The following is a 25,526-nucleotide window of genomic DNA, read 5'->3' as shown; positions in this document are numbered from 1 at the left end:
AGGAATAAACCATCGATGACAAATCAGCCCCCTTCACCACCGGCGGGTGAATTTGTGATGTTCACTTCCGATGATGGCAGCGCTCGCGTTGAATGCCGGTTTGAATCAGACACTCTCTGGCTATCGCAGGCAGCTATGGCAGATTTGTATCAGGTTACCCCTCAGGCTATTACCCAGCATGTTCGAGCGATTTACGAAGAAAGAGAGCTTGATCAAAATTCAACCTGTAAGGATTACTTACAAGTTCAAACAGAAGGTGGTCGCAAGGTTAGCCGTAAACGTTTGCATTACAGCTTACCCATGATCATCGCCGTTGGCTACCGAGTGCGCTCTACCCGTGGCACTCAGTTTCGCCAATGGGCAACTCGAACGTTAACTGAATATCTGACCAAAGGCTTTGTCATTGATGACGAACGCCTAAAGAATCCCCCTGTCGGAACGTCAGTGGTGCCGGATTACTTCGACGAGTTGCTGGAACGTATTCGCGATATCCGCGCCAGCGAGCGCCGAATGTATTTGCGTGTACGGGAAATCTTCGCTTTAGCCGCAGACTACGAGCCATCCCTAAAAGAAACCACGCAGTTCTTTAAAGTGATTCAGAATAAATTGCACTATGCCTGTACGGGTCATACTGCCGCCGAGTTAATCCATAACCGTGCCGATGCTTCGCAACCGAATATGGGGCTGAACACTTTTAAAGGCGCCGACGTGCGTAAGGGCGATATTGCTACGGCGAAAAACTACCTGACAGAACCTGAGATCAAAGAACTTAACCGTATTGTGACTATGTGGTTAGATTTTGCCGAAGATCAGGCTGAGCGACGCCAACAAGTGTTTTTGCAAGACTGGCAAATCAAGTTGGATCAGTTTCTACAATTTAATGATAGAGACGTGCTGACAGGATCAGGCAATATCAGTAAAAAAGACGCGGATGAAAAAGCTTCTGCCGAGTATGAGCACTTTGCTGAACAGCGTCGCCAGCTAATAGAGCAAGCAGGAGAACAAGACATCGACGAGCTGTTAAATTGGATACCGCCGAAGAAGGAAAGATAACGAATGGAACATTGCTTCCCCAAATTTCAGGAAGAATACAGTGCCAAGCTTCCGGCGCTGGCGTTGCTAACCAACCTTGGCTGGTCGTTCCTTTCTCCTGAAGAGGCGCTGCGTAAGCGCGGTAATCAATACGATCAGGTTGTGTTGCGCGACATTCTGCGCGATGAGCTCAAGAAGCGTACCTTCACCTTTGCCGGTCATGTGCATTCGCTGTCTGCTAAAGCCATTGATAATCTCATTGCCGAGGTGTGCAGCCCAGCGCTGAATGAGGGGCTATTAACCGCTAATGAGCGTCTTTATAACCATCTGCTTTATGGTATTTCGGTCACTGAGTTTGTCGATGGCCGCAAAGCTAATCCGACGGTTGCCTTAATTGATTGGCACAACCCTCAGAATAACAGCTTCACCTTTACTGAGGAGTTCAGTGTTACTCGCTCTGGTGGGGCTGGTTCATCGTCGGCGGATCGTCGTCGCCCAGATATTGTGTGCTTTGTGAATGGCATTCCACTGGTCGTGATCGAAGCTAAGCGCCCTGACGGCAATAGCAAAAAAGGCCCAACAATTGATGAAGGCATTTCGCAAAATTTACGCAACCAACGCCATGATGAAATTCCGCAGCTGTTTGTTTATAGCCAATTATTATTATCGGTAAACGGTATTGATGGCCGCTATGGTACGTGCGAAACCAGTAAGAAATTCTGGGCCGCTTGGCGTGAAGAAGATATTTCTGATGCAGAAATGGTGGCGATAAAAAATAAAAAGCTCTTATCAGAACAGGTAACTGGCTTATTTTCTCACCGCTCAACGTCAGACTTAACTTGGTATGAAAATCTGATTGCCGGTGGTGAATTGGCTGTCACTGGGCAGGATAAATTATTAATCAGTTTATTAAGCCCCGCGCGCCTGCTAGAAATGACGCGTTATTTTACCTTGTTTGATAAAAAGGCTGGCAAGATTGCCGCCCGTTATCAGCAAGTATTTGGCATTAAACGGCTGATTGAGCGCATCAATACTCGTAATTCTGCCGGAGGGCGTGAAGGCGGTGTTATCTGGCACACCACGGGGTCTGGTAAGTCGTTTACCATGGTATTTTTAAGCAAGGCGTTGATTCTGCATGATACGTTAAAGCAGTGCCGAATTTTGGTGGTAACAGATCGGGTTGATTTAGAAACTCAGCTGAGTAGAACCTTTGCTAATGGTGGCGAACTAGCCACTTCGAAAGACAAAACTGCTGCAATGGCAACCTCCGGCACTCGGCTGGCCGAGCAAATTGGTTCAGGGACCGAGCGAATTGTTTTTTCTCTTATTCAAAAATTTAATTCGGCCACCAAGCGTCCTGAATGCCATAACAACAGTGCAGATATGATTGTGTTAATTGACGAAGGTCACCGCAGCCAAGGTGGCGAGAATCATATTCGCATGAAGCTGGCATTGCCCAATGCGGCGTTTGTCGCGTTTACCGGTACGCCATTATTAAAAGATGATAAAACCACGAATAAATTTGGCCCTATTGTGCATGCCTACACGATGCAGCGCGCCGTAGAAGATCAAACCGTTACGCCTTTGCTATACGAGGAGCGAATCCCCGATTTAGATGTCAATGAGCGCGCGATTGATAGCTGGTTTGAGCGTATTACAGAAGGTTTAACGGCCAATCAAAAAGCCGACTTAAAGCGAAAATTTGCGAAAAAAGGTCAGGTGTATGAAGCCGACGATCGTATCCGTTTGATTGCATTGGATATTGCGAACCACTTTGTTAAAAACATTACCGAAGGCCTAAAGGGTCAGTTGGCCTGCGAAAACAAGGCCTCTGCCATTAAGTACAAGAAGTTCCTAGATGAAGCCGGCCTGTTTGAATCGGCCGTGGTGATGAGTGCTCCCGATACGCGTGAAGGTAATACCGCAGTTGATGAAGCGACAACCCCGGAAGTCACCCAATGGTGGAAAGACAATGTCGGTAAAGAGGATGAAAAAGCTTACACCAAACATTTGATTGAGCGGTTTGAGAACGATGATGCGTTAAAAATTCTTATTGTGGTCGATAAGCTGCTAACGGGATTTGACGAGCCAAAAAACACGGTACTGTATATCGATAAACCTCTAAAAGAACACAATTTAATTCAAGCCATCGCACGAGTAAACCGCCTACACCCATTGAAGAAGTTTGGCTTACTGATTGATTATCGCGGGATTTTATCTGAGCTGGATACAACGATTCAAAAGTATCAAGATTTGGCTTCTCGTACTCAAGGTGGTTACGACATTAATGACATTGCGGGTTTGTACAACCAAATGAGTACGGAGTACAAACGCTTACCACAGCTTTATAAACAGTTATGGGCGATTTTTGATGGTGTAAAAAATAAGAGCGATATTGAGCAGTTACGTCAGGTTTTAGTGCCGCGAATTAAAGAGACTAGCGGCGACCCGTTGGCCGGTGTTGCTGGCGAACTGGTTGATGTAAACCTGAAAAAACGCGAAGACTTTTATGAGGCGCTAACGGCCTTTGCGAGCTGCTTAAAGATTGCTCTGCAATCCGCTACATTTTATGAAGATAAGAGTTTTAGCGATGATGATCGCCATCGCTATAAACAGACGGTCAAAGAGCTTTCTAACTTACGCCAAACTATTCAGCAAGATACTGGCGAGCGAGTTGATTACGACGAATATGCTGAGCAAGTGAAGAAGCTGCTGGATAAACATGTGGTTGGTGTCGAAGTAAAAGAACCTGGCGGTGTTTATGAAGTGGGAAAAATGGGCCAGAAACAAAAGCCGAAAGATTGGGGTGAGGAAAAAACTCGCAACGAAACCGACATCATTAAAACCCGTGTCGCGAAAATGATCGAGCAAGGCTTGCAAGACGACCCGTATGCCCAAGAGGCTTTTTCCAAATTGCTGCGTCAGGCCATTGAAGAAGCCGAAAAGCTGTTCGATCACCCATTAAAACAGTACATGCTGTTCCGTGAGTTTGAAGCGCAAGTTCAAGACAGACGCTTAAACGATATTCCGAATGTGTTTGCCGGAAATCGTCATGCACAGGCCTACTTTGGTGTATTCAAAAAGGTATTACCAGACGCTTTCGCCTCTCCAGAAATGACCACGGATCAGCAAGTGCAGGATAAGTGGATAAAGCTGGCGTTTGAAATTGACCAAGCGGTAGAAACGTCGGTGACGGAAAACTCTATCAATCCACAAAATATCGAAGCCGATATCCGTAAGCAATTGCTGCCACGATTATTTCAGGAGTGCAAATCCATTGGCGGTGGTATGGATCAAGCCAAGAAACTGGTAGAGATGATTGTGCAAATTACTCGTGTTGGCTTAAGTGATCTCTGACGACCTATGAACGTACCGATTAAAGCCAACCGCCAGCTTATGAGCTTTCGTTACGGTGATCAGCAGATTGCGTTTGAGCGTGTTAAACGCCCCCAAGCCACGAGCAAAGTGCTGATTAAGGTTCACCCCGATTGCCGAGTAGTCGTGTCTGCTCCTGAAGATGCCGACAACGAGATGGTACTCAGTGCAGTAAAAAAACGTAGCCGCTGGATCTATGAAAAACTACGTGATTTTCGCAAACAACTTGAGCACATTACGCCGCGCCAATACATCAGTGGCGAAAGCCATTATTACTTAGGTAAACAGTACCTATTAAAAGTAATAGAAGCACCGGAGCAAGCTCAGGGAGTCAAACTGCTTCGAGGAAAGCTGGAGGTATCGGTAAAAATTAAAAGTGCCGAAAAAATAAAAACGCTACTGGCTGATTGGTATAAAGCACGCGCAAAAGAAATCTTCGCTAAACGCTTAGATGCCATGCTAGAACAAGCACTTTGGGTAACTGATTGCCCTCCTCTGCGTATTCTGACGATGCAAACCCAATGGGGCAGCTGTTCCCCCAATGGCCGGATCACCCTGAACCCTCACTTGGTTAAAGCGCCTCGCGAGTGTATTGACTACGTGATTTTGCACGAGCTCTGCCACATAGCTGAACATAATCACAGCGAACGATTTTACCGGCTAATGAGTAAAGTCATGCCAAAATGGGAAAAGACGAAAGAAAGGCTGGATGGGATGGCTTCAAGTATCACAAGTTGAATCAGTGATCAGCCGTATATATCCATATTAAAGATAGCCATCACTCACCATTCACTGTCAGCACCAGTCTTCTACTGCCGCCATAATCGCGGTGTTCGCACAAGTAAACGCCCTGCCATGTGCCCAGGTTTAATTGCCCATTGGTAATCGGAATAGTGACCGATGGCCCCAACAAACTAGTTTTAATATGCGCGGGCAAATCATCCGAGCCTTCATCATTGTGCTGATAGTAAGGCTGATTCTCGGGTACTAGGCGATTAAATACCCGTTCGAAATCACCGCGTACGGTTGGGTCCGCGTTTTCATTAATAGTAAGCGAGGCTGAGGTGTGTTGAATAAATACGTGCAGCAGACCGGCTTGAATTTGGCTTAATTCAGGCAGTTGCTGTTCTATTGCGGAGGTAATTAAATGAAAACCGCGAGCATACGGCTTTAATGTTATCGTGCGTTGAATCCACATAATCTACCTCCACTCAATCCTGCGCTGAACCTAGGAGGTAGATTACCAGAAAACGACAGCTTAGAAGCGGTAGCCCACCGAACCAATATACTCATCGAAGTAAAAAGTTTGATCGGCCTTGTCGCCTTTATTGCTGGTAAGTACGTCGCTCATATCGGCATAACCGAATTTACCTAAAAAGCGCACAAATACTCGCTTCCAAACCGTGGCTTCGATACCCAATTTCAGCACGGAGGCATAACCGGCTACATGCCATTCGTCGTTACGCTCACCACTCAATAGCTTTACGTTACTTTTTGGAAACAGCACACCGCCGCCGCCGCCGGCAAATAACGCAACATCAAACTTATCTTGCCACTGCCATACCGGCAAATACCCTTCGGTCTCTAACGAAATCATGTTAAAGCCATCAGTATGCTCGTACGTTAAAAAATCGTCGGTTAGCTGCTTTTGGCCTAATGCTGGATCTGTACGTGCAAATCCAGGTTTTAAAATTGTACCGCTAATATCGACGGTTTGATCTTGTACCATAACGTATTTCATATGGTCGAAGCCCAAAGATACAGACCAATTATTGGTAACAAAATAACCAAAACGCCAATTGTATTGCGGAATAGTCATGCGAAATGGATTGAGATAGGAGTGATGTACCTCCCTACCGCTTAATTCAGTCTGATGGTCACGGGCACTAACGTTATACAAGGTGAAATCGTGATCTTCGCCCTTAAAATGGATATCACTATCGGAATAGGTAGCGTTGTTCCAGCCCCAGTATGCATACCAGTCGCCTTGCTGACGCATAGTCGCGGCTTGAGTAAAAGATGAGAAAAACAAAATTATAAGCAATGACGTGTAAGCGTTTGTCCGCTTCATTCTAAATACTCCTCCAGTGAGTCATTGGATTTCCGCTATCATAACATTCTATTTAAACCAACAATGGGCGAACCAGTGGGATTATTAGATTCATATACGAAACAATATATCTTTTAGGCAAAAAAACGGCCAACCCAAAAGGCTAGCCGTTTTTGCGATCATCAGTACGATTATCGCATCATGGGTGGCATACCACCGGGAGGCATTCCGCCACCACCGCCCATTCCACCCATAGCGCGCATCATTTTTGCCATACCGCCTTTGGCCGATACTTTCTTCATCATCTTTTGCATTTGCTTATGTTGCTTGAGCAAACGGTTAAGATCCTGAATTTCGGTACCAGAACCAGCAGTAATACGCTTTTTGCGTGAGCCATTGATTTTATCGGGGAAGCGACGTTCATCGGGCGTCATGGAGAAAATAATCGACTCCATTTGCTTGAATTGTTTTTCCGCAGCGTCGGTTTGTTTGGCCATGGCGCCCATGTTACCCATGCCCGGTAACTTATCGAGCATGCCGGTTAAACCGCCCATGTTTTTCATTTGCTGAATTTGATCAAGGAAGTCTTCAAGATCGAAGCCCTTGCCCGACTTCATCTTCTTGGCGAGCTTATCCGCCTTCGACTTGTCGATCTTACGTTCGGCTTCTTCGATCAGGGTAAGAATATCGCCCAAATCCAAAATACGGGAAGCAACACGATCAGGGTGGAATGGTTCTAAGGCATCAACCTTTTCGCCCATACCCATAAACTTGATTGGCTTACCTGTGATATGACGCACCGACAGAGCGGCACCGCCACGTGCATCACCATCCGCTTTGGTTAAGATAACACCCGTTAGCGGTAAGGCATCGTTAAACGCCTTTGCGGTGTTCGCGGCATCCTGACCCGTCATGGCATCAACCACGAACAAGGTTTCAACCGGTTTGATACCTGCGTGTAACGCTTGAATTTCAGCCATCATGGCTTCGTCAACGGCCAAACGACCGGCGGTATCCACCAGCAACACATCAACGTGCGCGCGCTTAGCGGCATCAATGGCGTTGCGGGCGATATCTAATGGTTTTTGATCACCAGAAGATGGGAAGAATTGTGCGCCCACTTCTTTAGCTAACGTTTCTAGCTGCTTAATCGCCGCAGGGCGATAGACGTCAGCAGAAACGACCATGACCTTTTTCTTCTCGCGCTCAGCCAGATACTTAGCCAGCTTAGCAACAGTGGTCGTTTTACCCGCCCCCTGCAAACCCGCCATTAAGATGACGGCAGGCGGTTGGGTGGCAAGGTTCAACTTCTCGTTGGCCTCACCCATCACCGCTTGAAGTTCGTCATGGACGATTTTCAAAAACGCTTGGCCCGGATTTAGGCTCTTCATGACATCAGTGCCGATAGCACGCTCTTTCACCTGATCGGTGAAGGCTTTTACCACTGGTAATGCAACGTCGGCTTCCAACAAGGCCATACGCACTTCGCGCACGGTGCCTTTTATATTGTCTTCTGTTAACTTCGCCTGGCCAGTTATCCCTTTAAGGGCACTGCCAAGGCGGTCCGTGAGGCTCTCAAACATCTCGATGACTCTGCCAAATACAAAACAGCCGGCAGTATAGCGCGTTGCGGTTCTACTCCCAAACTCCGCTAATGCATCTTTTACCGAGTGTCGCCATGTGCGACACTGCGGCTATCTTTTTGAGGAATCACAATGTCTGGATTCGCATTGGCAGCCCCTGCTGCTGGTTTCTATATTTTTGCAGCCTTTGTGCAATGGTTAGTGGCTACCGGCCGCCGCCAAAATTCTCGTGGTTTAGTGCGCAGCTGTACCGCTATCGCAGCGCTTCTGCACATTGGCTATGTAGCGGCCACTATGTTCAAGGGCGATGAAATAAACTTGGCCTTTTTACAAGTGGGCTCTTTGATTTCTCTGGTCATTACCTTACTGCTGCTCTTCTCTAGCTGGCGCAAACCGGTCGATAACTTGCTGATTGGCTTGTTACCCATGGCTGCAGTGATATTACTAACCGCCTCTATTTTTCATCAGATCGTTATTTTCACCGAGCTGAGTTACGGCCTTACGTGGCATATCTTGCTGTCGATTCTGGCCTACAGCACCTTTACCATCGCATCCATGCAAGCAGTACTAGTGATGCTACAAGACCAGCACTTACGTAAACATCAAACTCGCGGCCTAGTTCAAGCGCTGCCGTCGCTGCAAACCATGGATGTATTGTTATTCGAAATGATCTGGTTAGGCATGATTTTATTAACAGCAGCCTTTGCTATCGGATGGCCACACGTCATCGACATAAAAGGTCAGCACCTGATCCACAAAGTAGCTTTTGGTTGCATCGGCTGGCTAGTCTTCGCGGGATTATTGTTTGGCCGTTATCGCTTTGGCTGGCGCGGCGTTATCGCTAGCCGTTGGACTCTTGTTGGCACAGGCTTCTTGGTCATGTCGTATTTTGGTTCGCGCTTTGTCCTCGAAGTTATTTTGCATGTATCGCCGCTATAGTCAGAGCTGAAGCGATTTAGCACTGACTAACCTCTCTGTCTGTTGACAGTTGAGACCTACACCCTATGATGGCGGGATCGAAATTATAAAAGGATACCGTCTTGAATGACGTCCCCTTAAGTATGCTATTCGGCATACTTGCTCTCCTGATAGTTATGTCAGGATTCTTCTCCAGTTCCGAAACTGGAATGATGTCGCTCAACCGCTATCGCTTGCGCCATATGGCCAAGAGCAAGCACAAAGGTGCCATGCGTGCTTCTAAGTTGTTGGAAAAGCCCGATCGTTTAATCGGCACCATTCTTACTGGTAACAACCTAGTTAACTTTGCCGCAGCCGCGTTAGCCACCATCATTAGCCAGCGGTTATGGCCGGACAATCCCGATCTTGCGGTATTTGTGAACACCATTTTATTTACCTTGGTGGTCCTTATTTTTGCCGAATTAACGCCGAAAACATTAGCTGCAATCATGCCGGAACGAATTGCCTTTCCTGCTGCGCGGTTATTGATTCCATTACAGTGGGCTCTGCACCCTTTTGTATGGTTCGTGAACACCATTGCCAATGCGCTGTTAAAAATCATCCGCATTGATGTCAATAACACTACCCCAGATAACCTCAGCACCGAAGAATTGCGCACTGTGGTACGTGAAGCCGGAACTATGATCCCGAAGCGCCACCAACATATGCTGATCAGTATTCTCGATTTAGAGAAGATGACGGTTAACGACATTATGGTGCCGCGTAACGAGGTAATGGGGATTGATTTAGATGATTCGCTCAGTGAAGTGATTCAGCAACTGCGTACCACACAACATACGCGCTTGCCGGTATTCCGTGGTGATATCAATAACGTAGTGGGTATTTTGCACACCCGCAATATCAGTCGCTTTTTATCATCGGGCGAGTATCTCAAAGCCGATATCGAAGAAATTTGCCGCGAACCGTATTTCATTCCTGAAAGTACACCGCTGCACACTCAGCTATTCAATTTCCAGAAAAACCAGCGCCGTATTGCACTGGTGGTTGATGAGTATGGCGATGTTCAAGGTATTTGTACCTTGGAAGATATCTTAGAAGAGATCGTGGGTGAATTTACTACCGATGTCGCCTCCAGCAGTTCTCCCGATGTACATCCGCAAGAAGATGGCAGCTTTATTGTCGATGGCACGGCCTATGTGCGTGACGTCAATCGCGCGCTGAAGTGGGATTTGCCCACCGATGGACCAAAATCCATCAGTGGATTAATTGTAGAAATGCTCGAACACATTCCCGAGGCGCCAGTCTGCTTGCTCATTGGCCGCTATCGTATCGAGATCATGCAAATTAAAGACAATACCATCCGCACCGCCAAGGTGACGCTTGATCCTAGGGTCGCTGATCACCACGAATAACATGCCTCAATAACTTCACGCCCGAAGAGATCTATCTTGGGGCGTGAAGCCGAACGTAATACCCGTTACAATGGCGCCCTTTCTTTGAGCAACCCGTAGCGAATTGTCATGACCGCACAGAACTCTCGTAACATCCTAGTCACCAGCGCCCTTCCTTATGCCAACGGTTCTATCCACCTTGGGCATTTGTTGGAATACATTCAAACTGATATTTGGGTTCGCTTTCAAAAATCGCGTGGCCATCAGTGCACCTACGTCTGTGCCGACGATGCGCACGGCACCGCAATTATGTTGCGCGCAGAAAAAGAAGGCATCTCACCAGAAGAACAAATTGCACGAGTAAAAGCCGAGCACGAAAAAGACTTCGCCGATTTCCAAATTGCGTTCGACAATTTTCATAGCACGCATAGCGAAGAGAACCGTGTGCTATCGGCTGAGATTTATAAAGCCTGCCGCGACAAAGGCTACATAGCCACGCGCAGCATCAAGCAATTATTTGATCCGGTAAAAGAGATTTTCTTAGCCGACCGTTACATCAAAGGCGAATGCCCTAAGTGTGGTGCTGGCGATCAATATGGCGACAACTGCGAGGTCTGTGGTGCAACTTACACTCCGGCAGAATTAAAAAATCCTTTTTCGGTTATTTCGGGTGCTACTCCCGTTGAAAAAGAATCTGAGCATTTCTTCTTTAAGTTGCCCGAATTCCAGAGCTTTTTACAAGAGTGGACACGCTCTGGCACGCTACAAGACGAAGTGGCTAACAAGTTGGCCGAATGGCTAGATAGCGGCCTGCAAGAATGGGATATATCTCGCGACGCGCCTTACTTTGGTTTCGAAATTCCAGATGCACCGGGCAAATATTTTTATGTTTGGCTCGATGCACCAATCGGCTACATGGCGAGCTTTAAAAATTTATGCGACCGTCGTGACGATTTAAACTTTGACGATTACTGGAAGGTCGGTTCTGAAGCCGAGGTGTATCACTTTATCGGCAAAGACATTATTAACTTCCATGCGTTGTTCTGGCCATCCATGCTCACGGCAGCAGAATACCGTACCCCAACGGCGGTAAACGCACACGGCTTCGTCACTGTGAACGGTGCCAAAATGTCCAAGTCGCGTGGCACCTTTATTACCGCCCGTACCTATTTGGATCATTTAAATCCGACTTATTTACGCTACTACTTTGCAGCCAAGTTAAGCTCCAGCGTCGATGATTTCGATTTAAACCTAGAAGACTTTGTACAGCGCGTAAACTCCGACCTCGTGAATAAACTGGTTAATATCGCGAGTCGTAGTGCTAGCTTTGTGATGAAAGCCGGTGGTCAGTTAAGCAGCCAATGTGCCGAGCCGGAAATGCTGCAAAGCTTTATTGATCGCGGTGATGTGATTGCCGATTTCTACGAAAAACGCGAGTTTGGTCGCGCCATGAAAGAAATCATGACACTGGCCGATCGCGCTAACGAATACATCCAAGAAAAAGCGCCTTGGGCGATGGCCAAAGAAGAAGGCCGTGAACAAGAAGTTCTGGATGTATGCTCGGTAGCCCTCAACTTGTTCCGTCAATTGATGACTTACCTTGCGCCAGTATTACCAGAATTAGCGCAAAAAACTTGTGAATTTATGAACCTCGATAATTTGCAATGGGATAATCGCGCTATTTTATTGGGCCATACTATTAACAAGTTTAAGCCGATGCTTAACCGCGCAGAAATGGATAAGGTCAACGCTATCCTGTTCGACACCCAAGAGCTTTTGGCAAAAGAAGCCGGTACTTCAACACAAAAAGAAGACAAAACGGCGGCAAAGAAAGACGCCAAAAAAGACGGTAGTAAAAAGGACGAGAAAAAAGCCAAAGGCCCAGCAACTCGTGAAGACGGTTCTGAAGCCATTGCTGAAACCATCGAGTTTCCCGATTTTGCTAAAGTCGATTTACGTATTGCTCGTATCGTTAAAGCCGATCACGTGGAGGGCGCAGACAAACTGCTGCAACTGACCTTAGATATCGGCAATGGCGAACTGCGTAACGTGTTCTCGGGTATTAAATCGGCTTATAAGCCAGAAGACCTTGAAGGCAAGTTAACCGTGATGGTCGCTAACTTAGCACCACGCAAAATGAAGTTCGGCATGTCCGAAGGCATGGTGCTGGCTGCTGGTCCGGGCGGATCAGACATCTGGTTGCTAGAACCACACGATGGTGCTCAGCCGGGTATGCGTGTGATGTAACACTGTTTGATCATCAGGTAGCCACTCAGCTACCTGATGATCAGCCTCTGAATAGCAACACCGATTCCGCAAAAACTCCCCTCTGCCTAACATTCTCTTACGCCTTAAAATCTGTTCGAAACCTTCTAATTTTCAATAACTTAGATAAAACCATCCAGTTTTTTTTAATTGGCAACTTTGCGCCCAGTTTTAAATCATCTATGGGTTTGCCTCCCCCCTGAGACAGTTGTAAAGTGATTGCAACATAACGGCGCACGTTCCTAATTAGGGTTCAAACCGCTGCTCAGCCGCACAGGAGAAACGGCTTGAATCTGCCTGTTCCGCCACCGAATTTAAATATTACTAATGCTTCAAGCTGGCGTGCTTCGCTCAGTCTCGGTTTTCGTCGCACCGAACGCGGCTCGCGTTTAGTTCGCAGTGAACACAACGGTCCGCTGTACGTACAAAAACCGTTTTATCCCGAAGGCCCAGATTGCGCCCATGTGTATTTGCTTCATCCTCCGGGTGGCATGGTATCGGGCGATTTTCTTGCCATCAGCGCTCATGCCGAATCACACAGTCATGCACTGATTACCACTCCCGGTGCTGGTCGGGTCTATCGCGCACGCAGCGATGGCCTGCTGCAACAGCAACAAGTAGAACTAACAATAGACGACGATGCCGTACTGGAATGGATGCCTCTGGAGACGATTCTCTTCCCCTCTTCGCGCGCGCGCCTGCAAACCAATGTGCACCTAGGCAACAACAGCCGCTTTATCGGTTGGGATATTGTCAGTCTGGGCTTACCTGCCAATGAAGCGCGCCTCGACGACCTAGGGCAAACGACGCATTTAAAACAAGGGCTGCGTCTTTATAATCAAGGGCGGTTAATTTTTAACGAACGCCTGAATTTATCGCCTGAGCAAAATAGCCACCTCAATGCGGCAGCCGGTTTTCGCGGCCATCCAGTACACGGGCTATTAGTTGCTGGGCCATTTTCCGCACCATTACCCGACGAGCTGATGGGCGCATTACAGGCCTTGTGCGAAAACGAACTCGCCGGTGTGACGTTGAATGGGGAAATATTAACTGTGCGTTATCTGGGCACCTGTAGCGAAAAAGCACGCCAGTTGTTGGTCGAGGCTTGGTCACTCATCCGACCACATTTATTACAGCGACCGGCCTGTGCACCACGCATCTGGGCGACTTAAATTCATTTAATTTGGCGCTCATGCGCTAATTATTAACACCGAGGTGAATGATGGAATTACTACCACGCGAAAAAGATAAGCTGCTGATTTTTACCGCAGCTTTATTAGCCGAACGTCGGCTTAATCGCGGCTTAAAATTAAATTATCCAGAAGCCATGGCCTATCTTTCGATGGAAATCATTGAAGGTGCACGCGATGGTAAAACCGTAGCCGAATTAATGAGCTACGGCAAAACGCTACTAACATCCGATCAAGTGATGCCGGGCGTGCCTGAGTTAATCCACGAAGTACAAGTGGAAGCGACCTTTCCCGATGGAACTAAATTAGTCACTGTTCACGAACCCATAGTGTAAAGCGGAGATAAAAACATGATTCCAGGTGAAATTATCGTCGGTGAAGGCGATATCCTTCTTAATGAAGGCCGCCCGACCATTACGCTGCGGGTTGAGAATACTGGCGACCGTCCGGTGCAAGTGGGTTCGCATTATCACTTTTATGAAACCAATATGGCGCTGTCGTTCGAGCGTGAAAAAACCAGAGGATTTCGGCTAAATATTGCCTCTGGTACGGCGGTGCGGTTTGAACCGGGTCAAGGCCGTGAAGTGGAATTAGTGGCGTATGTGGGCGACCGTAAAGTTTACGGTTTCCGTGGCGATGTGATGGGCAGTTTGGATGGAGAATCAGCATGAGCCAAGATACCAGCAAGAAAACCATGGATCGCACTTCCTACGCGCAAATGTTTGGCCCAACCACTGGCGACCGCGTGCGTTTAGGCGACACCGAACTCTTTATTCAAATTGAAAAAGACTTCACCACCTACGGCGACGAAGTAAAATTCGGTGGCGGCAAAGTCATTCGAGATGGCATGGGTCAAAGCCAATACACCAACGACGTGGCGGTAGACTTGGTTATTACCAATGCCGTGGTACTCGATCACTGGGGTATTGTAAAAGGCGATGTCGGTATTAAGAATGGCCGCATCTTTGCCATCGGTAAAGCCGGTAATCCCGACATCCAAGATAATATCGACATTATTATCGGCCCAGGTACTGAAGTAATTGCCGGTGAGGGTTCAATTTTAACCGCCGGTGGTATCGACGCTCACATTCACTTTATTTGCCCTCAGCAAGTCGAAGAAGCCTTAATGAGCGGTGTTACCACCATGATCGGTGGTGGTACAGGCCCAGCAACGGGCACCAATGCTACCACTTGTACCTCCGGTCCTTGGTATATCGGTAAAATGCTACAAGCCACCGATGACTTACCGATGAACTTTGGCTTCCTCGGCAAAGGAAACGCCAGCTTGCCTGCGGCGTTAGAAGAACAATTAGAAGCCGGTGCCTGCGGTTTAAAACTGCACGAAGATTGGGGCACCACACCAGCGTCGATTGATTGCTGTTTAAGTGTTGCAGAAAAATACGACGTGCAAGTAGCCATCCATACCGACACGCTTAACGAGTCGGGTTTTGTTGACGACACCATTGGCGCATTTAAAGATCGCGTTATTCACACCTACCACACCGAAGGTGCTGGCGGTGGTCATGCTCCGGACATTATTCGCGCGTGTGGCTACCCGAATGTATTGCCGTCTTCAACCAACCCGACTCGCCCGTACACGGCAAACACGGTAGACGAACATCTCGATATGCTGATGGTGTGCCACCACCTTGATAGCAGCATTCCAGAAGACGTGGCTTTTGCCGATTCGCGCATTCGTAAAGAAACCATCGCTGCCGAAGATTTATTCCACGACCGTGGTGCCTTCAGCATGATTTCATCCGATTCCCAAGCTATGGGGCGCGTCGGTGAAGTCATTACCCGCACATGGCAAACCGCGCATAAAATGAAAACCCAATTTGGTTTATTGCCTGAAGACGAAACACTCGGCGCGGATAACTTCCGCGCTCGTCGCTATATTTCTAAATACACAATAAACCCTGCCATCGCCCATGGTATGTCGCACGAAATTGGCTCTATCGAAAAAGGTAAGCTGGCGGATTTAGTGTTATGGAAACCAGCATTTTTTGCGGTTAAGCCATCAATGATTATTAAAGGTGGCATGATTGCAGCCGCGCCGATGGGCGACCCTAATGCCTCGATTCCTACACCACAACCGGTGCACTATCGCATGATGTTTGGAGCGCTTGGACGTGCCGCCGCCGCCACCAGTTTAACCTTTGTGTCGGGCGCGGCATTAAAGAATGATGTGGGTACCAAACTCGGCTTACACCGTACTTTGGCTGAGTGCAAAAATACGCGCAATATTCGTAAATCCGACATGGTATTAAACAATTGGATGCCAACCATTACGGTGGACCCTCAAACCTATGAAGTACGTGCCGATGGCGAGTTGCTGACCTGTGAGCCAGCAACTGAATTACCACTGGCACAGCTATACAACTTATTTTAAAAAGGACAGCCTTCATGCTGGAAGTCTACGAGCGCCTCGGCACTCATTGTCATGATCCGGTTAGTGCAACCGTCGTATTAACTTACGAGCAGCGCGACCGTGGTCGGTTGAAATTAACCAGTACCGATGGTGAAGAAGTACGCCTATTTTTAGAGCGCGGTAAACCCTTATTGGTGGGCGAATATTTAAAGGCTACATGCGGCAAAATCGTGAAAATCGAAGGCGCGGTAGAAGCCATTGCCCACGCCAGTTGCGACGATTGGCAAGCCTTTGCTAAAGCCTGCTATCACCTCGGCAATCGTCATGTAAAAGTTGAAGTCGGCGACCGTTGGTTGCGCATTCAACCCGATCACGTTCTGGAAGATATGCTGCATTTACTGGGCTTAATTGTCAGTCATGAAAACGCGGTATTTGTACCTGAATCAGGCGCTTATGCGCCGGGCTATGGTCACAATCACGGTGGACATAACCATGATGGTCATGATCACGGAGGCCATCACCACCATGACCACTAACACCATTAACCAACCTGCTGAGGAATTAAGCACACCGGCTTTACTGCGTTTATTGCAGCTGTCGAGTGTGAGCTTACCGGTGGGTGGTTATGCGTTTTCTCAAGGTCTGGAATACGCGGTGGAATGTGGCTGGGTCACTACCATGCAAGCGACGCGCGATTGGTTGTCGATTCAATTGCAAGAAACCATAGCGCTTATTGATTTGCCGGTATTGCACGGTGCCATGCACGCCATTGCCACTGGCGACGAAACCGCATGGCTAAAATGGAATGATTTAATTTTGGCTAGCCGTGAAACCCGCGAGCTGCGTCTTACCGATACCGCCATGGGGGAAGCCTTAGTGCGAGTATTAAAGTCCATTGAAGTACCTTTACCCGCCGCCGTAACAGAATGCGAAAGCGGCATTAGCTATGTCGCTCTCTATGCCCTACCCGCAGTGCAATGGGGCATTCCATTTAATGCCGCAGCAACCGGATTGGCATGGAGCTGGTTAGAAAATCAAATCGCCGCGGCTACTAAATTAGTGCCGCTTGGGCAAACCCAAGCACAGCAATTATTAAGTGATTTACAGCGCCTAATACCGGCAACAATAGCCACGGCTATGCAGGTAGAGGAAGACGATATCGGCGGCTCACTACCCGCGTTGGCCATTGCCAGCGCACGACATGAAACCCAATACACACGCTTGTTCCGTTCATGAACGGGCGTAAGATTCAACGGAGAGTTATTTAATGAAAAAACAAACATTACGCATTGGTGTTGGCGGCCCAGTTGGCTCAGGCAAAACAGCCCTATTACGTTCACTATGTACCGCTTTACGCGATCACTACAATATTGCCGTCGTCACCAATGATATTTACACCAAAGAAGATGCCGAATTTTTAACCCGCAACGAAGCGCTGTCGGCGGATCGTATTATGGGCGTGGAAACCGGTGGTTGCCCGCATACCGCCATTCGCGAAGATGCCTCGATGAATTTGGCCGCGATTGATGAATTAATGAAGCGCCATGAAAACTTGGATTTAGTCTTTGTCGAAAGCGGCGGCGACAATCTCAGTGCAACCTTTAGCCCTGAATTATCCGACCTGACCATTTACGTTATTGACGTATCCGCTGGCGATAAAATCCCACGTAAAGGTGGGCCAGGTATTACCCGTTCCGATTTATTGGTGATTAATAAAACCGATTTAGCCCCGCTGGTTGGCGCGTCACTCGAAGTGATGGATCGTGATGCCAAAAAGATGCGCGGCGAGCGTCCATTTGTTTTCTCTAATTTGAAAAAGGCAGAAGGATTGGATGACATTATCCAATTTATTATTACCGAAGGCATGTTAGAGCAAAAAACATTACCACCTGCAAAAGCCGTGGTTTAAACGCCAAGCTGATTTTAACAAGTTGAATTTACTAAAAATTCTAATGGAGAAATGTATGAAAAAAATCATCATCACCGCGGCAGCATTATTACTCCCCGCCGCCGCTTTTGCCCACACGGGCCATGGCACTAGCAGCTTTAGCGCCGGTATTGCTCATCCATTTATGGGCTTGGATCACCTACTGGCGATGCTCGCAGTTGGCCTTTGGTCGGCACGACAAGTGGGGGCTGCTCGCTGGACCACGCCAGTTACCTTCGTTGCCATGATGGCCGTAGGTGCCATTATTGGTGTAAGTAATAGCTTGGCGATTACTGAGTTTATGATTATTGCTTCTGTCGTAGCATTCGGTGCAATGATTGCATTTAAAGTAAGCAGCTCGGCTGTTATTGCTGGAGCAGTCGCAGGAACATTCGCGCTATTTCATGGCTTAGCACACGGTGCAGAAATGCCGATGATGAGTACGCTGTTCACCTATGGTGCCGGCTTTATTCTAGCGACAGCCCTACTCCATGCCATTGGTTTTGGTTTGGCTATGTTAGGCCATAATAAAGCAGCGGATGTGAGCCGTCGCATCGCCGGTGCTGGAATTGCAGTTGCTGGTTTAGCGATGGGTGTTGCCTGAACTTACTTAGATCGCGTTTTACCTAAGTGTTAAAACGACAAGTAAGCGCGCATAAAAAACGCCAGCATCGGCTGGCGTTTTTTTATGGCAAAACAAAAGCGAGCTTATTTTTTAGCACGGCCTTTGAATTCACCCGTACGAGTGTCGATTTCGATGTCTTCATCAATCTCAATGAATGATGCGACTTGAATCTCAGTACCGTTTTCTAGTGTTGCCAATTTCATGACCTTGCCGCTGGTGTCGCCACGAGCTGAAGGCTCTGTGTAAGAAACCTTACGCACGATAGTGGTTGGCAATTCAATGCTGATTGCTTTGCCTTCGTAGAAGGTCACTTCACACACTTCGGTCATACCATCAATGATGTATGGTAAAGCTTCACCTAGGTTTTCTTTTTCCATTTCGACTTGGTTGTACTCTTCGTCCATAAAGACGTAAAGAGGATCAGCGAAATATGAGTAAGTCACCTTGCTGCGTTCTAGGATGATAGGCTCTAACTTATCATCTGCCTTGAAAACAGGTTCTTGAGAAGCACCAGTAATCAAGTTCTTCAATTTCATTTTTACAACAGCCGAGTTACGACCCGACTTGTTGAATTCAGTTTTCAAGATCACCCAAGCTTGGCCATTCAGGCTCAGAACTTGTCCGATGCGAAAATCGTGAGCAGTTTTCATAGCGGTTACCGATTAAAGAAAAATCGCCAGCACTATACTCTGTTTTTAACGTACGTCACCAGATTTGATGCAAGGTCACCGTTAGACATAAGGTGTTGGCGCCAGCCCTCGGCATGTTGCTGCCAAATTGGCAGGCGTTGCAACACCGCAGGCCAATCGCCAATAGCGCCATGCACCTGATTCCAATGCAAGCTTAAGACTGAGATCTGGCTTGCCAATTGGACGTCGGCATCAGCCAAATACACTTCTAAAAAGGCTTCTAGCTTATCGATATGAGCATTGTCATCTTGAGGGTAAATATGCCACAGCGTTGGCTTACCGAGCACCTGAGAGCGCACAAAGGATTCTTCGCCACGAACACAGTTAAAGTCACAAATCGCCAATAGACCGTCGTATTCTAATTGCGACATAAAAGGCAAAGGGGTAATGGTTAGCGATCCGCGCTGCAGCGAAGCTCCCTCTATCAATGCCCAGCCCAACCAACGCTCGACATCGGCAGTCACTCGGCCAGTTGGCACGAATAAGTGACTGGTCGTTGGATCGTTAGCCAACGCCGCCAACAGGGTTTCGACCGCTGGGTTTTCGTAGGCAAAAAGAGAAATACGGCGATCAAATAAGCCATCTTCAACGACACCCAGCGAAGCGAGGAAGGTTTGCTGAGCCGTTGCGGATTTTAATGTTTCCGCTGTCGCGAGTAATTCATTGTCGATTAAAACGCCGCCGCTTCCGGCCGCAAAGCCAGGAAAGAAAAACACCCGCTGCATACCCGCTAATGGCGAACACCCTAGATGACAATCTAAAGTCCAAGCTTCAGCGCTTAAGTACTCAAGATTGAGCCATTGCGGCTGCGGTTCGCGTTGCGCCATGCTCACCAACCAAGCCTCGGGCAAATCACATGCAAACGCCTCAATAACCACATCCGCATGCGCAGCTAAGCTTACATCTACAATTTCTCGCCAATGCCTAATCTCCACTCCATTGACCGTTTGCTCCGCCGCCGCGGTGGAGGCATTAGGGCAAATTGCATTAAAGCTATTGAGATCGTCGACCCATAAGGTCAGCACTTGCTGGTGCTCGCGTACGAGCTGCTGAGCTAAGCGCCAACACACACCGATGTCGCCGAAATTATCAACAACTCGACAGAATATGTGCCACTGCAAGCGCATAAGAAACCCTAAATATAAAACCGCTAGTATACGTCGAGGTTATTGATAAACCGACTGATTAAAAATCAACAGGTATAGCGAAATGGCAGCTCGACATAACAAGCTCAGATAATCAATAACGGCGGGAAACTAAAGCGTCTATTTAACACTCGAACACATTAACAAGTGCACACTCATTCTTTTTTTGCGTTAACATCAAGGCAGTCAGGCGACAAAACCGCAACAATGAATTTATCCGTATAAGAACTAGGGTTATCCCCCGAGTTTATTGATGAGGCTAATATGAAGACCTTTTTAACCGTTTTTTCTGCATTTATATTTCTAATCAGTGTCAGTGGCGAAGCTCAAGCTAAACGCTTTGGCGGCGGCGGCTTTGGCAAAACATACAGCACCCCATATAAAAGTGCTCAACCGGCTAAACCATCATCACAGCCAGCATCTAATCAACCTGGTCGTAAAGGCGGACTAATGGGTGGCATGCTTGGTGGTTTACTTGCTGGTGGCCTATTTGCTTATCTGTTGGGCAGTGGCGCATTTGAAGGCATTCAGCTAATGGATATCTTGCTACTGGCCGGTGCCTTCTTTGTCATCATGCGCTTGTTAAAAGGTATGCGTGGGCCGCAACCAGCACATGCCGGCCATGCGCATGCGAGACAAAGCTTTGATCAAACACCAAATACGAATAGCACGTCTTCTTTTCAAGGCAATGGCCATCAAGCTCCGTTGGATCTGCCTGAGAACTTCGACGTTCGCGGTTTTATCGATGGTTCGCTAGAGCATTACCGCTTAGTGCAACAAGCGTGGAATGACGGCAACCTTGATTTGATCCGTGAATACGTTGCCGCCGACCTGTATGCCGCATTGGCTGCTCAACGTAATCGTTTGATGGTGCCACCAAAAACCGAAGTACTCGATCTGGAAGCTGAGATTGTGCGCGCGGAAGAAAGTGACGGTGTTCGTCATATCAGTGTCTTGTTTAAGGGACGCTGCCGTGACGAGCTAGAAAAATCAGAAGATGGGATTTTCGACATTTGGCATTTAGAGCGTGATCTCAGCAATGATGACTCACCTTGGTTGGTGGTTGGCATCGAAGCCCCGTAATTAACTCGTTAGGCAGAATAAAAAAAGGTGGCTACATCCGTGGCCACCCAAAAACACAGAAACTGTGTCACAAATAAAAAACCCAGCAAACGCTGGGCAAAGTGGAGATAAGGATCCTATGTAAGAACCTATACCCTCATTCTACCCAACTCAATACGGTAAAACAGGCCCTTAATGGCCATAAAAGTAGCATCCTGCGCCAAAGCTATCACTAAAGGGAACTTTATGACGCTACTCCAATCGACTGCGCCCTAGAAACCAATACCCCAAAGCGCGGCAGGTGAAGTAACAAACGTAGCCTGCAAATATCGTATCACTCAAGAAATGCCCTCCCTGAACAATGCGCGTCGCGCTAACCACTACTCCAACCGCTATCCCAAACCAGAACCAACTGCGGCGACGCAGCACCCAAGCAAAGGCAATAAACCAAAAGCCCATCGCTGAGTGACCGCTCACGAATGAATTGCAGCCCTTAGAACAATGATCGGAAATAACAAATGCGGGGGTGAAGGTATTTGGACCATCAAATTGTTCAATATTTTTGGGACGACTGCGATCAAATCCCTCTTTGAATACACCATGAACAAGAATACCTGGGCCAATAAGCAGTACCAGCAAGAGAAACAACCACGACTTGCGTTGCCTAACATCAACACCTTGCTTAACAAAAGTAAGGCCAATCACGATCAGGAGCGTCGGTACGATCACATGGGGTGCATAACGAAATAAGGCGTAAATAGAATCGGCAATAGGATGGTGGGCATACGGCCAAGAATGGCTTACAGGATCATAAAAAGTTGCGCTGACGGCTAGGTCTATCTGCGGGAAAGCAACAAAAATAGCCGCTAAAAAAAGCATGCTTAACCAATCTGCATTCTGTCGTAAAAAACTCATTACACGGCCCCATAACAATTCCAGAGGCAGCATACCGTTTTACGCATAATTGGTCATCGAAGAATACATTTCATGACTATTCAAACTAAAAACGGCGACTAAAACGGCGACGATACTCTGTTGGGGTGAGCCCAGTTTTCTTGCGAAACAAACGCCGGAATGAACTAGCATCATCGTAGCCTACATCATTCATCACCACATCAACGGTGCGTTCAGTTTCTTCTAGTAACTTTTGCGCGGCTTCTATTCGGATCGACTGCACATAGGTGTTTGGCGGCATATCAAGGGCAGAGTTAAAGCGACGAATAATGGTACGTTTGGACACATTAAACCGGTCGGCAAGTGCCTCTACGGTTACGGTTTCCGAATAATGCTCATCCAACCATGCCTGTACGTCTTTCACTAGATCATCTTTATGCGGTTTCGCTAAGCGCATCAATGAATAGGTTAATTGGCTATCGCGACGATAATCAATAACGAAGGCCTTTGCGGTTTGGATCGCGACCTCAAAACCCACGGTGCGCTCGATAATGTGCAAACCTAGATCAAACCAAGCCAAACCACCCCCAGCGCAATAAATATGTGCATCGCGAGTGATTAACTGATCGGCCTTTAAATCCACCTTCGGATAGCGTTGCTCAAATTGCTCTTTAAAACCCCAATGCGTCGTGGCGCTACGGCCATCCAGTATTCCCGCTTCGGCCAATAGAAAGTTACCTGTGCAATTACCTGCAATCACCCAACCATTTCGATCCGCACGACGCAGTAATTCCAACGTAGGAGCAGCATTCGCCAACACTTCTTCAAATACACCACCAATAGAGGGCACGATCAGAGCGTCTGCTGAGGTAATCTGGTCGTAGCTCATGTGTGCGCCAAGCATCAAGCCATTGATACAGCGGATAGGCTCGCCATCAGGACTAGCAATACGCACATTGAATAGACGCTCAGGCTCTTCACCTTGAATTCGGTTCCAAGAAACTCCGGCCAAGGCCAATAAGTCAGCGACACCGGTAATAGCCGAAGCCAATGCTTTATGAAATCCTACAACGACGATGTTTTGCATAATCTGTCACTAATGGCTTTATCTGTGGCTATATTGACAATTACCAGACGGCATGACAAGCCCGATACTGGTAAAAAGAGACAATACGCCAGACTTTTTGGCTTTACGCTTATCGGGAGCAACACGCATGCCGCAACTCATTAGCTCGAAGGATATGGATTTTTTACTGAATACCGTATTCAACGCCGAAGAACTTTGCCAATTACCTGCTTATCAAGAACACGACCGCACGACTTTTGATAGCGTGCTGACGACTGCCGAACGTATTGCTACCGATTACTTTTTACCGCATAACGCGAAGGCGGATGCCAACGAGCCACAATTTGATGGCGAGCGTGTTAGCACTATCCCTGAAGTAAAAACTGCTTGGCAGCACTTTGCGGATTCCGGATTGTTATCTGCTCGTCATAGCTATGAAGATGGCGGTATGCAGCTGCCAGCCTTGGTTCATAGTGCCTGTATGGCCTACTTCACTGCCGCCAACCCATCAACCGCTGGTTACCCTTTTTTAACCATGGCGGCCGCTAACTTAATCAATGCCTTTGGCAATGACGAACAAAAAAGCCGCTATCTACCGGCAATGTTCGACGGGCGCAGTGCCGGCACTATGGCGCTAACTGAGCCGGATGTAGGTTCGTCGCTGGGGGATTTAACCACCAAAGCCATTCCTCACGAGGACGGTAGCTACCGCATCAAAGGCCAGAAGATGTATATCTCTGGCGGCGACCAAGATATCACCAGCAACATTATTCATTTGGTTATTGCTCGCATTCAGGGGGCGCCGCAAGGCGTTAAAGGTATTTCACTGTTTCTGGTGCCTAAATTCATCACCAATGAGGCCGGCGAACCCATTCAACGCAACGATGTGCAGTTAGCCGGTTTGCTACACAAAATGGGCTACCGTGGCACCACGTCAACGGTGTTGTCGTTTGGCGAAAAAGACGATTGTCACGGCTATCTGATCGGTGAAGCTGGTCGCGGCCTTAGCTATATGTTCAAAATGATGAACGAGGCGCGTATTGGTGTTGGCCTAGGAGCCGCTGTGATCGGTTATCGCGGTTACATGGAATCACTCGACTATGCCCGCAACCGCCCGCAAGGCCGTCGCCCTGATGAGAAAGATCCACAAAGCAAACAGATCAATATTATTGAGCACGCAGACGTACGCCGTATGCTGCTAGCGCAAAAATCCTATGTCGAAGGCTCACTAGCCTTATGCATGCTCGCAGCACGGTTAGTCGATGAGCACGAAGCAGGCGGCGATGAGGATTCGGGCCGGTTACTCGACCTACTTACTCCGGTAGTGAAATCCTTTCCATCGTTTTATGGCCCACGTGCCAATGATCTTGCGATTCAAGTCTTAGGTGGTGCGGGTTATACCCGTGAGTACCCTGTTGAGCAGTGCTACCGTGATAACCGGTTAAATCCAATTCACGAAGGCACGCACGGTATTCAGTCGCTGGATTTACTGGGCCGTAAATTATGGCAAGAGAACGGCGCTGGCCAAAAGCTGTTACTCAAACGTATTCAGAAAACCATGCACGCTGCTGGTAAGCACAGTGAATTGGTAGAGTTAGTTGGCGTTTATCAAAAACACATTAATACCCTAATGCAAACCACGCTGGCATTAGGCTCTGCGTTACAAAGTGGCAAATTAAAGGAGGGCCTGGCCAACTCTGCCCTTTATCTCGACATGATGGGTAAATGCATTATCGCTTGGCTGTGGTTAGATATGGCTGAAAAAGCTATCTCGACCTTTGCCAGCTCCGAATCAAAAGAAGATACCGATTTTATGGCCGGAAAAATCCAAGCCGCGCGTTACTTTATTTTGTGGGAGTTGCCAGAAGTCGAGCATCAAGCGCATTTATTAACGAGCTTTGATCGAACATGTTTAGATATGCAAGACAACTGGTTTTAAAGGA

The 25,526-nt window shown here is 47.7% G+C and carries 23 protein-coding genes; 16 read left to right on the top strand and 7 right to left on the bottom strand.

Translation table 11 applies throughout. The annotated features are described in order from the left end of the window. Window positions 1-15 precede the first annotated feature (15 nt). The 3 genes from TOL_RS04725 to TOL_RS04715 are packed head-to-tail and all read left to right on the top strand — an operon-like array spanning window position 16 to window position 5,145. Entirely contained in the window at window positions 16-1,053 is a 1,038-nt protein-coding gene (locus TOL_RS04725) for a virulence RhuM family protein (RefSeq protein ID WP_015486152.1), read from the top strand. A 3-nt stretch (window positions 1,054-1,056) separates the two neighbouring features. After that, the gene (locus TOL_RS04720; protein ID WP_015486151.1) at window positions 1,057-4,389 is read left to right on the top strand and encodes a type I restriction endonuclease subunit R; all 3,333 of its coding nucleotides are present in this window, start codon (window positions 1,057-1,059) and stop codon (window positions 4,387-4,389) included. Between the two features lie 6 nt (window positions 4,390-4,395). After that, window positions 4,396-5,145, top strand: a complete 750-nt coding sequence (locus TOL_RS04715; protein WP_015486150.1) for a M48 family metallopeptidase — start codon at window positions 4,396-4,398, stop codon at window positions 5,143-5,145. 40 nt (window positions 5,146-5,185) lie between these two features. On the opposite strand, the gene TOL_RS04710 is transcribed toward TOL_RS04715, so the two are convergent. From TOL_RS04710 to ffh, 3 genes are all read right to left on the bottom strand, one after another. Then, entirely contained in the window at window positions 5,186-5,605 is a 420-nt protein-coding gene (locus tag TOL_RS04710; protein ID WP_015486149.1) for a secondary thiamine-phosphate synthase enzyme YjbQ, read from the bottom strand. Window positions 5,606-5,665: 60 nt separating this feature from the next. Beyond that, window positions 5,666-6,478, bottom strand: a complete 813-nt coding sequence (locus TOL_RS04705; protein ID WP_015486148.1) for a hypothetical protein — start codon at window positions 6,476-6,478, stop codon at window positions 5,666-5,668. 170 nt (window positions 6,479-6,648) lie between these two features. Continuing rightward, window positions 6,649-8,040, bottom strand: coding sequence for a signal recognition particle protein (gene ffh, locus TOL_RS04700; protein WP_015486147.1), 1,392 nt, complete (start codon window positions 8,038-8,040; stop codon window positions 6,649-6,651). 132 nt (window positions 8,041-8,172) lie between these two features. Here ffh and TOL_RS04695 point away from each other — a divergent pair, with 132 nt between their 5' ends. From TOL_RS04695 to TOL_RS04645, 11 genes are all read left to right on the top strand, one after another. Continuing rightward, window positions 8,173-8,979, top strand: coding sequence for a cytochrome C assembly family protein (locus TOL_RS04695; RefSeq protein ID WP_015486146.1), 807 nt, complete (start codon window positions 8,173-8,175; stop codon window positions 8,977-8,979). 101 nt (window positions 8,980-9,080) lie between these two features. Continuing rightward, window positions 9,081-10,370: an HlyC/CorC family transporter gene (locus tag TOL_RS04690; RefSeq protein WP_015486145.1), complete on the top strand. Its 1,290-nt coding sequence runs from the start codon at window positions 9,081-9,083 to the stop codon at window positions 10,368-10,370. 108 nt (window positions 10,371-10,478) lie between these two features. Then, on the top strand, window positions 10,479-12,596 hold the full coding sequence (metG, locus tag TOL_RS04685) for a methionine--tRNA ligase (protein WP_015486144.1): 2,118 nt from the start codon (window positions 10,479-10,481) through the stop codon (window positions 12,594-12,596). 305 nt (window positions 12,597-12,901) lie between these two features. Next, window positions 12,902-13,786 carry an urease accessory protein UreD gene (locus tag TOL_RS04680; protein ID WP_015486143.1) on the top strand — a complete coding sequence of 295 codons (885 nt, stop codon included), beginning with the start codon at window positions 12,902-12,904 and terminating at the stop codon, window positions 13,784-13,786. A 50-nt stretch (window positions 13,787-13,836) separates the two neighbouring features. Next, a complete protein-coding gene (locus TOL_RS04675; protein ID WP_015486142.1) occupies window positions 13,837-14,139 on the top strand; it encodes an urease subunit gamma in 303 nt (100 codons plus the stop codon). Between the two features lie 15 nt (window positions 14,140-14,154). After that, complete coding sequence (locus TOL_RS04670; protein WP_015486141.1) at window positions 14,155-14,475, top strand: urease subunit beta; 321 nt, start codon at window positions 14,155-14,157, stop codon at window positions 14,473-14,475. Next, window positions 14,472-16,196, top strand: coding sequence for an urease subunit alpha (gene ureC / locus TOL_RS04665; RefSeq protein WP_015486140.1), 1,725 nt, complete (start codon window positions 14,472-14,474; stop codon window positions 16,194-16,196). Before TOL_RS04670 ends, ureC begins: the two co-directional genes overlap by 4 nt. A gap of 14 nt (window positions 16,197-16,210) precedes the next feature. Continuing rightward, window positions 16,211-16,711 carry an urease accessory protein UreE gene (ureE, locus tag TOL_RS04660; protein ID WP_015486139.1) on the top strand — a complete coding sequence of 167 codons (501 nt, stop codon included), beginning with the start codon at window positions 16,211-16,213 and terminating at the stop codon, window positions 16,709-16,711. Further along, a complete protein-coding gene (locus tag TOL_RS04655) occupies window positions 16,668-17,411 on the top strand; it encodes an urease accessory protein UreF (RefSeq protein WP_015486138.1) in 744 nt (247 codons plus the stop codon). Before ureE ends, TOL_RS04655 begins: the two co-directional genes overlap by 44 nt. Window positions 17,412-17,442: 31 nt before the next feature. Further along, window positions 17,443-18,084, top strand: a complete 642-nt coding sequence (gene ureG / locus TOL_RS04650) for an urease accessory protein UreG (RefSeq protein ID WP_015486137.1) — start codon at window positions 17,443-17,445, stop codon at window positions 18,082-18,084. 55 nt (window positions 18,085-18,139) lie between these two features. Continuing rightward, window positions 18,140-18,706, top strand: a complete 567-nt coding sequence (locus TOL_RS04645; protein WP_015486136.1) for a HupE/UreJ family protein — start codon at window positions 18,140-18,142, stop codon at window positions 18,704-18,706. 104 nt (window positions 18,707-18,810) lie between these two features. Here TOL_RS04645 and efp read toward each other — a convergent pair whose 3' ends face one another. Together efp and earP are read right to left on the bottom strand one after the other, a co-directional pair. Then, a complete protein-coding gene (gene efp / locus TOL_RS04640) occupies window positions 18,811-19,377 on the bottom strand; it encodes an elongation factor P (protein ID WP_015486135.1) in 567 nt (188 codons plus the stop codon). A gap of 32 nt (window positions 19,378-19,409) precedes the next feature. Continuing rightward, the gene (gene earP / locus TOL_RS04635) at window positions 19,410-20,543 is read right to left on the bottom strand and encodes an elongation factor P maturation arginine rhamnosyltransferase EarP (RefSeq protein WP_015486134.1); all 1,134 of its coding nucleotides are present in this window, start codon (window positions 20,541-20,543) and stop codon (window positions 19,410-19,412) included. 282 nt (window positions 20,544-20,825) lie between these two features. On the opposite strand from earP, the gene TOL_RS04630 reads away from it, so the two are divergent. Next, window positions 20,826-21,644 (top strand): Tim44 domain-containing protein, encoded by an 819-nt coding sequence (locus TOL_RS04630; RefSeq protein ID WP_015486133.1) that lies wholly within the window; start codon window positions 20,826-20,828, stop codon window positions 21,642-21,644. Between the two features lie 231 nt (window positions 21,645-21,875). On the opposite strand, the gene TOL_RS04625 is transcribed toward TOL_RS04630, so the two are convergent. Both TOL_RS04625 and TOL_RS04620 read right to left on the bottom strand, forming a co-directional pair. After that, a complete protein-coding gene (locus TOL_RS04625) occupies window positions 21,876-22,538 on the bottom strand; it encodes a phosphatase PAP2 family protein (protein WP_041588401.1) in 663 nt (220 codons plus the stop codon). 85 nt (window positions 22,539-22,623) lie between these two features. Beyond that, the gene (locus tag TOL_RS04620) at window positions 22,624-23,604 is read right to left on the bottom strand and encodes a GlxA family transcriptional regulator (protein ID WP_015486131.1); all 981 of its coding nucleotides are present in this window, start codon (window positions 23,602-23,604) and stop codon (window positions 22,624-22,626) included. A gap of 127 nt (window positions 23,605-23,731) precedes the next feature. Between TOL_RS04620 and TOL_RS04615 the strand changes: the two genes are divergently transcribed. Continuing rightward, window positions 23,732-25,522 (top strand): acyl-CoA dehydrogenase, encoded by a 1,791-nt coding sequence (locus tag TOL_RS04615; RefSeq protein WP_015486130.1) that lies wholly within the window; start codon window positions 23,732-23,734, stop codon window positions 25,520-25,522. Window positions 25,523-25,526: the final 4 nt, after the last annotated feature.

Origin of the sequence: Thalassolituus oleivorans MIL-1 (assembly GCF_000355675.1) — a bacterium.
In the GTDB taxonomy this organism is placed as follows: domain Bacteria; phylum Pseudomonadota; class Gammaproteobacteria; order Pseudomonadales; family Oceanobacteraceae; genus Thalassolituus; species Thalassolituus oleivorans.
The sequence above is the reverse complement of the archived record's forward strand: the minus strand, read 5'-3'. Positions and strand labels throughout refer to the sequence as shown.

Excerpts from the sequence above, each read along its gene's own strand:
- TOL_RS04620 (WP_015486131.1), bottom strand. The coding sequence starts at position 23,604 with ATGCAAAACATCGTCGTTGTAGGATTTCATAAAGCATTGGCTTCGGCT.
- ffh (WP_015486147.1), bottom strand. The coding sequence starts at position 8,040 with ATGTTTGAGAGCCTCACGGACCGCCTTGGCAGTGCCCTTAAAGGGATA.
- TOL_RS04695 (WP_015486146.1), top strand. The coding sequence starts at position 8,173 with ATGTCTGGATTCGCATTGGCAGCCCCTGCTGCTGGTTTCTATATTTTT.
- TOL_RS04625 (WP_041588401.1), bottom strand. The coding sequence starts at position 22,538 with ATGAGTTTTTTACGACAGAATGCAGATTGGTTAAGCATGCTTTTTTTA.
- ureC (WP_015486140.1), top strand. The coding sequence starts at position 14,472 with ATGAGCCAAGATACCAGCAAGAAAACCATGGATCGCACTTCCTACGCG.
- TOL_RS04615 (WP_015486130.1), top strand. The coding sequence starts at position 23,732 with ATGCCGCAACTCATTAGCTCGAAGGATATGGATTTTTTACTGAATACC.
- TOL_RS04655 (WP_015486138.1), top strand. The coding sequence starts at position 16,668 with ATGATGGTCATGATCACGGAGGCCATCACCACCATGACCACTAACACC.
- ureE (WP_015486139.1), top strand. The coding sequence starts at position 16,211 with ATGCTGGAAGTCTACGAGCGCCTCGGCACTCATTGTCATGATCCGGTT.
- TOL_RS04670 (WP_015486141.1), top strand. The coding sequence starts at position 14,155 with ATGATTCCAGGTGAAATTATCGTCGGTGAAGGCGATATCCTTCTTAAT.
- TOL_RS04705 (WP_015486148.1), bottom strand. The coding sequence starts at position 6,478 with ATGAAGCGGACAAACGCTTACACGTCATTGCTTATAATTTTGTTTTTC.
- TOL_RS04630 (WP_015486133.1), top strand. The coding sequence starts at position 20,826 with ATGAAGACCTTTTTAACCGTTTTTTCTGCATTTATATTTCTAATCAGT.
- TOL_RS04710 (WP_015486149.1), bottom strand. The coding sequence starts at position 5,605 with ATGTGGATTCAACGCACGATAACATTAAAGCCGTATGCTCGCGGTTTT.
- TOL_RS04645 (WP_015486136.1), top strand. The coding sequence starts at position 18,140 with ATGAAAAAAATCATCATCACCGCGGCAGCATTATTACTCCCCGCCGCC.
- earP (WP_015486134.1), bottom strand. The coding sequence starts at position 20,543 with ATGCGCTTGCAGTGGCACATATTCTGTCGAGTTGTTGATAATTTCGGC.
- TOL_RS04720 (WP_015486151.1), top strand. The coding sequence starts at position 1,057 with ATGGAACATTGCTTCCCCAAATTTCAGGAAGAATACAGTGCCAAGCTT.
- ureG (WP_015486137.1), top strand. The coding sequence starts at position 17,443 with ATGAAAAAACAAACATTACGCATTGGTGTTGGCGGCCCAGTTGGCTCA.
- efp (WP_015486135.1), bottom strand. The coding sequence starts at position 19,377 with ATGAAAACTGCTCACGATTTTCGCATCGGACAAGTTCTGAGCCTGAAT.
- metG (WP_015486144.1), top strand. The coding sequence starts at position 10,479 with ATGACCGCACAGAACTCTCGTAACATCCTAGTCACCAGCGCCCTTCCT.
- TOL_RS04675 (WP_015486142.1), top strand. The coding sequence starts at position 13,837 with ATGGAATTACTACCACGCGAAAAAGATAAGCTGCTGATTTTTACCGCA.
- TOL_RS04715 (WP_015486150.1), top strand. The coding sequence starts at position 4,396 with ATGAACGTACCGATTAAAGCCAACCGCCAGCTTATGAGCTTTCGTTAC.
- TOL_RS04725 (WP_015486152.1), top strand. The coding sequence starts at position 16 with ATGACAAATCAGCCCCCTTCACCACCGGCGGGTGAATTTGTGATGTTC.